Below are 13425 nucleotides of genomic sequence, written 5' to 3'. Positions count from 1 at the left end.
ACCGCCTCAGGCTGCGCTGCGCGCGCGCTCGAAGGCGTCTAGTGTCTTTTTACGTGCCGCCTTATGTTCCACGATTGGCGCCGGATAATCGAGTTTCTTGTTATTTTTCTCCGCCCAGGCGTGCGGCTGATGGATGGCGCTGTCCGGCACGTCTTGCAGTTCCGGCAGCCACCGGCGGATAAACTCGCCCTGCTTATCAAAGCGCTCGCCCTGGGTCGTCGGGTTGAAGATGCGGAAGTAAGGCGCGGCGTCGGTGCCGGTCGACGCGGCCCACTGCCAGCCACCGTTATTGGCCGCCAGATCGCCGTCAATCAGCTGCTGCATGAAATAGCGTTCACCCTCGCGCCAGTCAATCAGCAGATCTTTCACCAGAAAGCTGGCGGTGATCATGCGTAACCGGTTGTGCATCCAGCCCAGCGTATTGAGCTGGCGCATCGCTGCGTCAACAATCGGATAACCAGTTTTGCCCTGCTGCCAGGCGGTAAGGTGTTGCTCATTCTGTTGCCAGCTGACGTTGCGCGTCCAGTCGACAAACGGCTGATGCTTACACAGCGCCGGAAAGGCCACTATCAGGTGACGATAAAATTCGCGCCAGACCAGTTCATTGAGCCACACCAGCGCGCTGCCGTTATTAAGCGCCTGCGGATGCTCCTTCAGAATGCGATGCAGGCACTGACGCGGCGACAGCACACCAATCGCCAGATACGGCGACAGGCGGCTGGTGCCGTCAATCGCCGGTATGTCGCGCTGCTGGTCATATTTTTCCACCCGCTGCTGGGCAAACTGGCGCAGCTGCTTCAGCGCCGCCTCTTCTCCGGCGGGAAACCAGGTTTCGTCGAATTCTTCCACAGGATAATCGAATGCCGCTATTTTTTTGCCGGCGGCCACGGGTGCCCCGGCGCGCGCTTTCGGTGCGTGGTGGCACTCTGGCAGCCCCTGTTGCAGACGCCGGATAAACGCTTTGCTGAACGGCGTGAACACTTTGAACATGCTGTTGCTGCCGGTCTGAACGCTGCCCGGCGGTAACAGCAGGCTGTCATCGAACCCCTGGCACACCACGCCCTGCTGATCGAGCTGCTTCTCAACCGCAGCGTCGCGCTGGCGCTCATTGATTTCATACTGATAGTTGTAAAACAGCGCATCCACCTTGTGCTGCTGGCAGAAGGTCGCCAGATAGTCGACCGACGCAGCGAAGTCATCGCACTGATGAAAGTGCAGCTTAATACCGCGTTCTGCCAGCGACTGCTGCAGCAGGCACAGGTTTTGATGGATAAAAGCCGCCTGTTTGGGGGCCATGCTGTGTTGCTGCCACTGGCCGGGCGTGGCGATGAACAGCGCCAGCACCTCGGCCTGACTGTCGCGGCAGGCCGCGGCCAGTGCGCTGTTATCATTCATGCGCAAATCGTTACGCAGCCAGACTAAGTGAGTGCTCATAACGCTCCGTGTTTACTGGCCGTAGCGCAGACGCAGCGCTTCCGGGTAAGGATCGAAATAACGCTGCTGCGCCAGCCACGGGTGCGGGAACTCTGCCATGTAATGTTTCAGCATAGTGATGGGGGCCAGCAACGGCTGCACACCGCGACGGTAGCGGTCGATCAGCTGCGCCAGCTCCTGACGCTGCGGTGAACTCAGCTTCGGCCGGAAATAGCCCTGTACGTGCATCAGCACATTGGTGTGATTACGACGCGACGCCTGGTGCGACATCAGGTGCATCAGACGGTTACGGTATTCAAAGGCGTACGCATCCAGTGACTCCCACTGTTCCATCGCCGCGACAAACCGCCCCATCTCGCGGTACTCATCCTGCGCATGTGACAGCAGCAGTAGTTTGTAGCGACTGTGAAAGGCAATCAGCTTGTGACGCGTCAGCCCGCTGCGCCACATTTCGTTGAACTCATGCAGCGCATAGACGCGCCCCATAAAGTTTTCGCGGATCGCATCATCGTGCAGGCGTCCATCCTCTTCCAGCGGCAGCCACGGCAGCTCTTTTTGCAGGAATGAGGTGAACACACCGGTGCCGGCTTTGCGATTGTTGTTAGTGTCAGGCTCGTAGACGCGCACGCGCTCCAGTCCGCAGCTCGGCGATTTGGCACACAGGATGTAGCCGCACAGATGGTGCAGCGATTTAACGCGCTCCGCAGACCAGCGGGCCATGTCGTCGGTCAGCTCTTCCCCGCCGTCTTTACTGAAACACAGGTGGATCTGATCGTCGCTCTGTTTGACCAGCCGCAGCGCCGGGCGCGGCGTCGGCAGACCGATGGCCATTTCCGGGCAGACAGGTTCGAAGCGCACAAATGGCGCGAGCTCGTCAGTTGCAAAGGCAAAACGCTTGTGGCCGCCATCGAATCGGACGCTATCCCCGAGCAGGCAGGCACTGATACCTACAGGAATTTTCTCGCTCATACTTGTACAACCTCCAAAAACTTGTAGAGGTTTAAGTGTAGCTGAAATGCCGCGAGATAACAGCGGGACAATGCGTTTGTCGCACCACTTTAAGATAAAAAAACCCGGTGCCTCGAGCGAGGTCACCGGGTTATCACCGCGAAGCCGGGCGTTACCAGTAGATACCGCCTGCCGCTTCCGATTGCGCCAGCCAGACCGGTTTGGTGCTGGTTTTGCACCACATGCGGTGCAGATAACTGTAGAAGCGCGCACGATCCTGGCGGAACAGCATCACTGGCAGTGCCAGTACGCCAATCAATACCACCAGCACACGGCGCAGCACAATTTTGGCGAGTGGATATGCCTGATACATCAATGCCTCCTCGTGGTAAATTTTGCTATGAAATGTGATCTGCCTCAGATATTACGCCTGGTTGTGTAATTTTACTACTCATCCGACCACTATTTTGATCTTTTTTCAGTCATTTCCTGGCCGGGATGAAAGGAAGTTACATTTTTGTAAAATTTCAGATCACGGCGAGTTACTGAGATCGTGACGGACGCCGTCGCGGTTTATTGTTAAAGTAATGCGTTAACCTTATTTGCCGCAGGAGTCAGCGTGACGACCATCTTGATTGTCGAAGATGAAAAGGAGATTCGCCGTTTCGTGCGCCTGGCGCTGGAGAGCGAAGGCCTGAAGATTGTGGAAGCGGAGCAGCTGCAGCGCGGCCTGATTGAAGCGGCTACGCGCAAACCGGATTTGGTGATTCTCGATCTCGGTTTACCGGACGGCGATGGCAATGCCTTCATCCGCGAAGTGCGGCAGTGGAGCAGCATGCCGGTGATTGTGCTGTCGGCGCGCAGCGATGAGCAGGATAAAATTGAGGCGCTGGATGCCGGCGCTGACGACTATCTCACCAAGCCGTTTGGCATCGGCGAACTGCTGGCGCGCGTGCGCGTGGCGCTGCGTCGTCATCAGCGCAGCCAGCCGGAACCGCTGGTGCAGTTTGGCGAAGTGAGCGTTGATCTCGCCGCGCGGCGCGTGCTGCGCAGCGGTGAAGAGGTACATCTGACACCGACCGAATTTCGCCTGCTCAGCCTGCTGCTGAATAACGCCGGCAAAGTGCTGACCCAGCGCCAGTTGCTTAACCAGGTGTGGGGGCCCAACGCTGTGGAACACAGCCATTATCTGCGCATCTATATGGGACACCTGCGACAAAAGCTGGAAGCCAACCCCACCCAGCCGACGCACCTGCTGACAGAAACCGGCATCGGCTATCGCTTCATGCCATAAAAAAAGGCCGCAAACGCGGCCTTCTTCATGCAGGATGCCCTGTCAGGCGTTTTTCAGCACTTCGCTGACAATTTCTACCGCTTCTTTCTCGATCTGCTGGCGATGCTCAGCGCCGAGGAAGCTTTCACAATAGATTTTGTAGGCGTCTTCCGTGCCGGACGGACGTGCCGCGAACCAGCCGTTTTCAGTCATCACTTTCAGACCACCAATCGAGGCGCCGTTGCCCGGTGCCGCAGTCAGACGTGCGGTGATCGGGTCGCCCGCCAGCGTATCGGCGCTGACCATTTCAGGTGACAGCTTCGACAGTGCCGCTTTCTGCGCGGAAGTGGCAGGTGCCTGCAGACGGTTGTAGCTTGGCGCACCAAAACGCGCGGCCAGCTCATCATAGTGCTGCTGCGGGTTCTTACCGGTAACCGCAGTGATTTCCGCCGCCAGCAGACACAGGATGATGCCGTCTTTGTCTGTTGACCAGGCGGAGCCGTCAAAACGCAGGAACGAGGCGCCGGCGCTCTCTTCGCCGCCAAAGCCAAAGCTGCCGTCGAACAGACCATCCACGAACCATTTGAAGCCGACCGGTACTTCCACCAGCTTGCGACCAATGTCGTTCACCACGCGGTCAATCATCGCGCTGGAAACCAGCGTTTTACCGACGGCCACCTCTTTGCCCCACTGCGGACGGTGCTGGAACAGGTAGTTGATCGCTACCGCCAGATAGTGGTTCGGGTTCATCAGACCGGCGGGCGTGACGATGCCGTGACGGTCGTAATCCGGATCGTTACCGAAGGCCAGATCAAACTTATCTTTGTACGCCAGCAGACCGGCCATCGCGCACTCGGACGAACAGTCCATGCGCACCACGCCATCTTTATCCAGATGCATGAAGCGGAACGTCTGGTCGATGGCATCATTGACGATGGTCAGATCCAGCTGGTAGTGCTCTGCAATGCGCTGCCAGTAGGCCATGCCAGAACCGCCGAGCGGATCGACACCGATTTTCAGGCCGGCTTTCTGGATCGCCGGGAAGTCAATCACCTGCGCCAGACCTTCAACGTATGGCTGGATCAGATCCTGCTCAACGATGTGGCCACTGGCCCACGCCTGATCCAGCGCCAGACGCTTAACCTCTTTCAGCTCACCTTTGATCAGCTGATTCGCGCGATCTTCCACCACTTTGGTGACGTTGGTGTCAGCCGGTCCACCGTTCGGCGGATTGTACTTGATGCCACCGTCTTCTGGCGGGTTGTGCGACGGAGTAATCACGATACCGTCCGCCTGCGCGCCGCCGCGCTTGTTGTGCTCCAGAATGGCGTTGGAGATAGCCGGCGTCGGCGTATAGCCGTTGTCCTGCTGCACAATCACATCAACGCCGTTGGCGGCCAGCACTTCCAGCACTGACAGGATCGCCGGCTCAGACAGCGCATGGGTGTCTTTACCTACGTAGCACGGGCCGGTGATGCCGTTCTTTTTACGCTCTTCAGCGATCGCCTGCGCAATCGCCAGAATGTGTACTTCGTTGAAGCTATGACGTCCCGCGCTGCCGCGGTGGCCGGAGGTGCCAAATTTCACCGCATGGTCCGGGTTCGCCGCATCCGGCTTCAGGACGTAGTACTGCGAGGTTAATTGTGCAACGTTAATCAAATCGCTCTGCTGGGCAGGTTGCCCGGCACGGGGGTGATTGGCCATTGGCGCTTCTCCCTGACGCTTCGGTTTAAATGGTGCCGCAAACTTTCTCTGCCAGTTCCTGCGGGAACTGCATGGCAAGCATGATGTGTTCCACCATGCTGCATTTACGACCTGTATTGGTATTGGTGATCACCCAGTACGGCGTGCCGGGCACGTGCTTCGGCTTAGTATGGGTGCCATTTTGCAGCAGCGTGTGCTCGTCGCCCGCAAAGTAGACGCGGGTGCGGCCCTGCAGCGAGGCAGTGGCATCAGCAAAGGCTGCCGGATCAAGACGATAAAGCGTTGACAGGATCAGCATGAAGCGATTAACCGCTTTCTTCTGCTCCGCATACTCGTCAGACAGCAGCAGCTCACGCACGGCACGCACGCGATCCTGAGGTCGCGCTTCGCTGCGTGCAGCCGGTGCTTCTTTTACCGCCGCATTCGCCGCTGGCGCAGCGGATGCGCTCTGGCCGGCAGTGAATTTCAGCATACGGCGCAAAATGTCCGAGGCGCTTTCACCAATGTGCTGCGTGTGGCTGGCAATATAACGGTAGAGTTCTTCGTCAACTTCAATCGTTTTCATCTTTTTCCGTGCGATTCTGGCAAATGGCAGAACCACGCTACTTTGCAAAGGCCTTAACAAAATCCGGTCGTGCAAAATGTGAGCGGGCTCTAACATAAGGATTATAAAGTTAAATCCGCGACAGCCGGTAGCGCTGGCATCGTTTACGGGCAAAAGTCGGAATATGCCCTAATGCCTGACCGCCTGGCGCCGGGACAGGTGAATCCATGATACCCTAAGCCCAGGTCTCAACCGAAAGAACTTTAGCCATGATTTTGAACGCCCGTCTGCAAACTGAACAATCTGCCCCTGATGCCCAGCCCATTCTGTTAATTCATGGCCTGTTTGGTAGCCTGGATAACCTCGGCGTACTGGCGCGCGGCGTGCGCGATGCACGGCCCACGCTGCAGGTGGATGTCCGTAACCACGGCCTGTCACCGCGCAGCGAAGAGATGCACTACGCTGCGCTGGCGCAGGATATGGTTGACACGCTGGATGCGCACCACATCGAACGGGTCGATGTTATCGGCCACTCAATGGGCGGCAAAATTGCCATGGCGCTGAGCGCCGTTGCGCCCGAACGGATTAGCAAAATGGTGCTGATTGATATCGCGCCGGTGGATTACCAGACGCGACGCCACGATGAGATCTTCGCGGCAATCCGCGCGGTCAGTGCAGCTGGCGTCACGCGCCGCAGCGCTGCAGCCGACGTGATGCGTGAACACGTGCGCGAAGAAGGCGTGATTCAGTTCATTCTGAAATCTTTCCATGAAGGCGAATGGCGCTTTAACGTGCCGGTATTATGGGACAATTATCCGGTGCTCTCCGGCTGGCAGGAGGTACCCGCGTGGCCTCATCCGGCGCTGTTTATTCGCGGCGGTGATTCACCCTATCTGGACAATCAGCACCGTGATGCGCTGCTGCGCCAGTTCCCGCAGGCGCAGGCGCACATTATCAGCGGTGCCGGTCACTGGGTGCATGCCGAAAAACCCGATGCCGTACTGCGCGCGGTGCGCCGCTTTTTTAACCTGTAAAAGCAAAAGCTTGCTACGGGCGGTTTAGGGTTGGCGTCGCGCCGGGCGCTGGAGTATGATGTCGCGCTAAAAATTTGCCGCGGATGCTTTTTTCGCCGCGGTCGGGCCGATAAATGTTTAAATCGCGCAGCGCCTTTCCGCCGTTCGCGCCCACGCAGTTTCACAAACCATGGCAAAAGAACAGACAGATCGTACCACGCTCGATCTCTTCGCAGACGAGCGGCGTCCCGGTCGCCCTAAAACCAGTCCGCTGTCGCGTGATGAGCAGCTGCGCATTAATAAGCGCAACCAGCTGAAGCGCGACCGGGTGCGCGGCCTGCGCCGCGTTGAGCTGAAAATGTCCAGCGAAGCGGTCGACGCGCTTAATACGCTGGCCGAGCAGCAGAACATCAGCCGCAGTGAACTGATTGAACAAATGCTGCTGGCGCAGCTCAAACTGGCGTAACGTGCGCAGACCGCACGCTGGAACACAAACTCAGCGCTTTACACATTCCGCGCTTTTCGCCGGTCTGCTATCATTCGCATAACTGTGTCGTCTTCTGACTTACTTTCACAATCAGGATTTAAGAGGTTACTCACTCCATGGCAATCGTAGGCATTTTCTTCGGCAGCGATACCGGCAACACTGAAAACATTGCAAAAATGATCCAGAAACAACTGGGTAAAGATGTCGCCGAAGTGCATGACATTGCTAAGAGCACCAAAGAAGATCTCGAAGCATTCGATATTCTGCTGCTGGGTATTCCGACCTGGTACTACGGTGAAGCCCAGTGCGACTGGGATGACTTCTTCCCGACGCTGGAAGAGATTGATTTTAACGGTAAGCTGGTGGCGCTGTTTGGCTGCGGCGATCAGGAAGATTACGCCGAGTACTTCTGTGACGCGATGGGCACCATTCGCGACATCATTGAGCCAAACGGCGCAGTGATTGTGGGCCACTGGCCAACCGAAGGTTACCACTTCGAAGCCTCTAAAGGTCTGGCAGACGACAAACACTTCCTCGGCCTCGCCATTGATGAAGATCGTCAGCCTGAACTGACTAACGAGCGCGTCGACAAATGGGTTAAGCAGATCTTTGATGAGCTGCAGCTGCAGGCGATCATCGAAGCCTGATGCTTTCCTGTCCGATGTGGGCGCTGGCTCACATCGGGCAATGGAATTACCTATAAAAATAATAGCTACGGTTTTTTAACTTTTTCCCTCAATTCTGTAGAATACCCGCAACGGTCATCTGCTTATTCCTCGGGTATCAGACTGAGACTGCGTGAAAAGGAACATCGATCTGCACGATCCCGCTGAGGCTCACGACATTTCTCCTTACAGCATCCGGGGAATTGTCCGCCGCAGCCGGTTTTCATTTCGCAGGCTGAGCTCTATAATGAGACGCAAATGAGAATGCGCGTGACCACACATTCAAGGCCTTTGCGCCGTAAGTGACTAGCAAAGTAACAGGACAATATCCGCATGACTGACAACAACTCCGCATTGAAAAAGGCTGGCCTGAAAGTCACGCTGCCCAGACTGAAGATTCTGGAAGTGCTTCAGGGACCCGGACCCGAGTCCCATCATGTCAGTGCGGAAGATTTGTACAAACGCCTGATCGACATGGGCGAAGAGATTGGTCTGGCGACGGTATACCGTGTTCTGAACCAGTTTGACGACGCCGGCATCGTGACGCGTCATAACTTCGAAGGCGGGAAATCCGTATTCGAACTGACCCAGCAGCATCACCACGATCACCTGATTTGCCTCGACTGCGGCAAAGTGATCGAGTTTAGCGATGAATCTATCGAAACGCGTCAGCGTGAGATTGCAACACGCCACGGTATCAAACTCAGCAACCACAGCCTGTATCTATACGGCCACTGTGCGCTGGGAGACTGCCGCGAAGACGAGACGCTCCACGATCAGTAATTGAATATGCTATGCAGTATAAAAAAACCGGTGCCAGGCACCGGTTTTTTTATGGCTGCGTTCAGGCGACCAGCGTTTCCTGCAAATAGCGCCAGCGCGGAACCGGCGTGCTGCAGTCCAGCACCGCCAGCGAAATGCGGGTCTGGTTGTTGCCGTTAAGCATTTGCAGTTCGTGATACTGAATGGTCACTTCCTGCTGCTGCTGGGAAATGATGGCATGCTCACTGGTGGCGATTCGCATCCCTTCCCGCTGCCCGTGCAGTTTGCGAAACAGGGTTTCAGTGTCATTGAGATCGAGCTGTTTGCCTTGCGGCGTCACCATTTTGAAGTCGGGATGAAAGTGCGACAGCAGCAGATCCATACTGTCATCGCTGCCTTCGGCCTGATTAAAAATACGTTCGATAAGCTGATGTAAAACCACCACGCTATGTTTGGCTTCCAGAGCGAGACTTGTCATTTTTCTTCCTTCGCTAACCCGCACAGCAACATTTAAGAGCGCATAGCCTACCTGAAAATAACGATTTCACACGGGTAAATTAGTTAATTTTATTAAAGTCAGATTAGTCGTAATCGCGCGTGATTACTGTTTTTTGTCTGGTTCAGCATAATCGATTCCCGTTTGCAGATAACGGGCAATAAAAAAGGGCGATTGCTCGCCCTTTGCTGATCATATCGTGCTATCAAGCAGTAAAATTATTCGCCGATTTTTGCCCAGGTATCACGCAGACCCACGGTGCGGTTGAACACCAGTTTCGACGGCTGCGAGTACACGCTGTCAGCGCAGAAGTAACCTTCGCGCTCAAACTGATACGGTGCCAGCGCGCTGGCGGCACGCAGACCCGGCTCAACGAAGCCCTGTTTGATCTCCAGCGAGTTCGGGTTGATGGTGGTGAGGAAATCCTCGGCCGCGCCCGGGTTTGGCACGCTGAACAGACGATCGTACAGGCGGAATTCGGCAGGCAGCGCGTGAATCGCCGATACCCAATGGATAACGCCTTTCACCTTGCGGCCATCGGCCGGATCTTTGCTCAGGGTGTCGACATCGCAGGTAGCGTAGATGCAGGTGATGTTGCCGGCTTCATCTTTCGCCACGCGCTCGGCACGAATGACATAAGCGTTGCGCAGACGAACTTCTTTACCCAGCACAAGACGTTTGTACTGCTTGTTGGCCTCTTCACGGAAGTCGGCGCGATCGATCCACACCTCACGGCTGAACGGCACCTCACGCGTGCCCATCTCCGGTTTGTTCGGGTGGTTCGGCATGCTGATGATTTCTTCATGCCCGGCCGGCAGGTTCTCGATCACCACTTTCAGCGGATCCAGCACCGCCATGGCGCGCGGCGCGTTCTCGTTGAGGTCGTCACGAATGCACGACTCCAGCGACGCCATCTCAACAATGTTGTCCTGCTTGGTCACACCGATACGGCGGCAGAATTCGCGGATTGACGCCGCGCTATAGCCACGACGGCGCAGACCGGATACGGTCAGCATGCGCGGATCGTCCCAGCCTTCAACAATCTTCTCGCTCACCAGCTGCGTCAGCTTACGCTTCGACATCACCGCATATTCCAGATTCAGGCGCGAAAACTCGTACTGACGCGGATGCACCGGAATAGTGATGTTATCCAGCACCCAGTCGTAGAGACGACGGTTGTCCTGGAACTCCAGCGTACACAGGGAATGGGTGATGCCTTCCAGCGCATCGGAGATGCAGTGGGTAAAGTCGTACATCGGATAGATGCACCACTTGTTGCCAGTCTGGTGGTGTTCGGCAAATTTAATGCGGTACAGCACCGGATCGCGCATCACAATAAAGCTGGATGCCATGTCGATTTTGGCACGCAGACAGGCTTTGCCCTCTTCGAAGCCGCCATCACGCATCTTCTGGAACAGCGCCAGGTTCTCTTCCACGCTGCGATCGCGATACGGGCTGTTTTTGCCCGGCGCGGTTAGCGTGCCGCGGTATTCACGGATTTGCTCTGGCGACAGCTCGTCAACGTAGGCCAGGCCTTTGTTGATCAGCTCAACCGCGTAGTTGAACAGTTGGTCAAAGTAGTCAGAGGAGTAACGAATGTTGCCGCTCCACTCAAAGCCCAGCCATTGCACATCATTCTTGATCGATTCAACGAACTCCATATCCTCTTTGACCGGATTGGTGTCGTCGAAACGCAGGTTGCACTGCCCCTGATAATCTTGTGCGATACCAAAGTTCAGGCAGATCGATTTTGCATGGCCAATATGCAGGTAACCATTGGGCTCAGGCGGGAAACGGGTATGCACACTGTTGTGCTTACCGCTCGCCAAATCTTCGTCGATGATCTGACGAATAAAGTTCGTTGGGCGGGCTTCAGCCTCACTCATCTCAAAATCCTCAAAACAATAGCGGGTGATTTGTACCACGAAGTAACGGAGTATGATCCACAAAGCGCTGAAGGGAAACAACCGTTTGTTGGTCGTTTTAAAACAAAAAAGGCAGGAATTGCTTCCTGCCTTCAGTGACGCTCAAAACGTGTTAATTTTTCACTTCATACAGCGGCGTAACGCCTGCCACCACGGTACCGCCTGCCAGCAGATTCAGACCAGCAAAATCATCGCTGTTGCTGACCACCACCGGGCTGACCATCGAACGCGCATTGGCGTTGAGGAAGTCCAGATCCATTTCGAGGATCGGCTGGCCCGCTGTGACGGTTGCGCCCTCTTCCACCAGACGGGTAAACCCTTTACCTTCCAGCGCGACGGTATCGAGACCCATGTGCACGACAATCTCAACGCCATTTTCGGCTTCAAGGCAGAATGCATGGTTGGTGTTGAAGATTTTCACCACGGTACCCGCCACCGGCGCGACGACAGTTTTATCGCTTGGTTTGATCGCCAGACCATCGCCTACCGCTTTACTGGCGAAAGCTTCATCCGGCACGTTTTCCAGCGCTACCACTTCGCCACTGACCGGTGCCAGCAGCGTTGCAATCACCTTTTTCTCGCTGTTGCGCACGGCCTGGGGCTGAGCAGCAGCAGGCGCGGCGGTGGTTGCCGCAGCAGGTGCCGCTGCGCCGGCTACCGGACCTTTGCTCAGTACGGTTTTCATCGCGGTCGCAATGCTTTCGGCCTGCGTACCAACAATGATCTGCACGCTCTGCTTGTTAAGGCGGATCACGCCAGAAGCACCGAGGCGTTTAGCCACGCTTTCATTCACCTGCGCCGAGTCTTTCACATTCAGACGCAGACGGGTAATGCAGGCGTCGATGTTGGTCAGGTTGTCAGAACCGCCCACCGCGCCGATGTAGCGACGTGCCAGAGATTCGGTTTCGCTCTCACCGTTGCTGCTGTGATCAACGTTGACGTCATAGCCGTCTGTCTCATCACCGGCAGCCAGCTCGCGACCCGGCGTCAGCAGGTTGAATTTCTGAATGGTGAAGCGGAACACCACATAATAGATGACGAAGAACACCAGACCCTGCGGGATCAGCATCCACCAGTGCACAGCCAGCGGGTTACGCGTCGACAGCACCATGTCCACCAGACCGGCACTGAAACCGAAACCGGCAATCCAGTGCATGCTGGCAGCGATGAAGACCGAAATACCGGTCAGCACGGCGTGGATGACATACAGCACCGGTGCCACGAACATGAAGGAGAATTCCAGTGGCTCGGTGATGCCGGTGAAGAAGGCGGCGAATGCCGCTGCCAGCATGATACCACCGACTTTCGCGCGGTTTTCCGGGCGTGAGCAGTGATAGATTGCCAGCGCCGCACCCGGCAGACCGAACATCATGATCGGGAAGAAGCCCGCCTGATAGCGACCGGTGATACCCGGGATGCCGGTACCGTTGGCAATAGACTGCGCGCCGCCCAGGAATTTCGGAATGTCGTTGATGCCCGCCACGTCGAACCAGAACACCGAGTTCAGCGCGTGGTGCAGGCCAACCGGAATCAGCAGACGGTTAAAGAAGGCGTACACGCCCGCACCGACCGAGCCCAGTTTCTGGATGTGCTCACCAAAGCTCACCAGACCGCCGAAAATGATCGGCCAGACGTACATCAGGATAAAGGCGACCACAATCATCAGGAAGGAGACCAGGATCGGCACCAGACGGCGACCGCTGAAGAACGACAGCGCCTTAGGCAGCTCAACGTGGCTGAAGCGGTTATAGACTTCTGCCGAGAGAATGCCCACGAGGATGCCGACAAACTGGTTGTTGATTTTACCGAAGGCGGCAGGCACCTGCTCCACCGGCATTTTCTGAATCATGGCCACCGCGGCGGGTGAACACAGGGTAGTAACCACGAGGAAACCTACAAAGCCGGTTAATGCCGCTGCACCGTCTTTATCTTTTGACATGCCGTAAGCCACACCGATGGCGAACAGCACGGACATATTGTCGATGATGGCAGAACCCGATTTGATCAGCAGTGCTGCCAGCGCATTGCCTGCGCCCCAGCTGTCCGGATCGATCCAGTAACCTACCCCCATCAGGATTGCCGCTGCCGGCAGGGTCGCTACCGGCACCATAAGCGCGCGGCCGACCTTTTGCAGATATCCTAAAATACTCACCTTATTCTCCCCCTATGAGACT

At 56.3% G+C, this 13425-nt stretch carries 13 protein-coding genes; 5 read left to right on the top strand and 8 right to left on the bottom strand.

Annotated elements, in window-relative coordinates; all coding sequences use genetic code 11:
• Positions 1 to 6 precede the first annotated feature (6 nt).
• The 3 genes from phrB to KOL70_RS01555 form a co-directional block, all read right to left on the bottom strand.
• On the bottom strand, positions 7 to 1434 hold the full coding sequence (gene phrB / locus KOL70_RS01565; RefSeq protein ID WP_215480106.1) for a deoxyribodipyrimidine photo-lyase: 1428 nt from the start codon (positions 1432 to 1434) through the stop codon (positions 7 to 9).
• Positions 1435 to 1446: 12 nt separating this feature from the next.
• Positions 1447 to 2403 carry a 2-thiouracil desulfurase family protein gene (locus KOL70_RS01560; protein WP_058757888.1) on the bottom strand — a complete coding sequence of 319 codons (957 nt, stop codon included), beginning with the start codon at positions 2401 to 2403 and terminating at the stop codon, positions 1447 to 1449.
• 151 nt (positions 2404 to 2554) lie between these two features.
• Positions 2555 to 2755: a YbfA family protein gene (locus KOL70_RS01555; protein ID WP_031279882.1), complete on the bottom strand. Its 201-nt coding sequence runs from the start codon at positions 2753 to 2755 to the stop codon at positions 2555 to 2557.
• 246 nt (positions 2756 to 3001) lie between these two features.
• Between KOL70_RS01555 and kdpE the strand changes: the two genes are divergently transcribed.
• The gene (gene kdpE, locus KOL70_RS01550; protein ID WP_021508554.1) at positions 3002 to 3676 is read left to right on the top strand and encodes a two-component system response regulator KdpE; all 675 of its coding nucleotides are present in this window, start codon (positions 3002 to 3004) and stop codon (positions 3674 to 3676) included.
• Positions 3677 to 3718: 42 nt separating this feature from the next.
• Here the strand turns inward: kdpE and pgm are convergent, their stop codons facing one another.
• Entirely contained in the window at positions 3719 to 5359 is a 1641-nt protein-coding gene (gene pgm, locus KOL70_RS01545) for a phosphoglucomutase (alpha-D-glucose-1,6-bisphosphate-dependent) (protein WP_021508555.1), read from the bottom strand.
• A 25-nt stretch (positions 5360 to 5384) separates the two neighbouring features.
• Positions 5385 to 5924 carry a replication initiation negative regulator SeqA gene (seqA, locus tag KOL70_RS01540; RefSeq protein WP_010616121.1) on the bottom strand — a complete coding sequence of 180 codons (540 nt, stop codon included), beginning with the start codon at positions 5922 to 5924 and terminating at the stop codon, positions 5385 to 5387.
• Between the two features lie 248 nt (positions 5925 to 6172).
• Between seqA and ybfF the strand changes: the two genes are divergently transcribed.
• From ybfF to fur, 4 genes are all read left to right on the top strand, one after another.
• A complete protein-coding gene (ybfF, locus tag KOL70_RS01535; protein WP_215480105.1) occupies positions 6173 to 6937 on the top strand; it encodes an esterase in 765 nt (254 codons plus the stop codon).
• Between the two features lie 169 nt (positions 6938 to 7106).
• Positions 7107 to 7382, top strand: coding sequence for a LexA regulated protein (ybfE, locus tag KOL70_RS01530; RefSeq protein ID WP_010616122.1), 276 nt, complete (start codon positions 7107 to 7109; stop codon positions 7380 to 7382).
• A 137-nt stretch (positions 7383 to 7519) separates the two neighbouring features.
• Positions 7520 to 8050, top strand: a complete 531-nt coding sequence (gene fldA, locus KOL70_RS01525) for a flavodoxin FldA (RefSeq protein WP_021508557.1) — start codon at positions 7520 to 7522, stop codon at positions 8048 to 8050.
• A 351-nt stretch (positions 8051 to 8401) separates the two neighbouring features.
• Positions 8402 to 8851 (top strand): ferric iron uptake transcriptional regulator, encoded by a 450-nt coding sequence (gene fur / locus KOL70_RS01520; RefSeq protein ID WP_021508558.1) that lies wholly within the window; start codon positions 8402 to 8404, stop codon positions 8849 to 8851.
• Between the two features lie 61 nt (positions 8852 to 8912).
• Here the strand turns inward: fur and KOL70_RS01515 are convergent, their stop codons facing one another.
• The 3 genes from KOL70_RS01515 to nagE form a co-directional block, all read right to left on the bottom strand.
• Positions 8913 to 9308 carry a hypothetical protein gene (locus KOL70_RS01515; protein WP_021508559.1) on the bottom strand — a complete coding sequence of 132 codons (396 nt, stop codon included), beginning with the start codon at positions 9306 to 9308 and terminating at the stop codon, positions 8913 to 8915.
• A 236-nt stretch (positions 9309 to 9544) separates the two neighbouring features.
• A complete protein-coding gene (gene glnS / locus KOL70_RS01510; protein WP_058757889.1) occupies positions 9545 to 11212 on the bottom strand; it encodes a glutamine--tRNA ligase in 1668 nt (555 codons plus the stop codon).
• Positions 11213 to 11363: 151 nt separating this feature from the next.
• Entirely contained in the window at positions 11364 to 13397 is a 2034-nt protein-coding gene (gene nagE, locus KOL70_RS01505) for an N-acetylglucosamine-specific PTS transporter subunit IIBC (protein ID WP_059012582.1), read from the bottom strand.
• Between the last annotated feature and the right edge of the window lie 28 nt (positions 13398 to 13425).

Source organism: Pantoea sp. B270, assembly GCF_018726825.1.
Lineage (GTDB): Bacteria > Pseudomonadota > Gammaproteobacteria > Enterobacterales > Enterobacteriaceae > Pantoea > Pantoea dispersa.
This window is presented reverse-complemented; position numbering and strand designations above follow the sequence as displayed.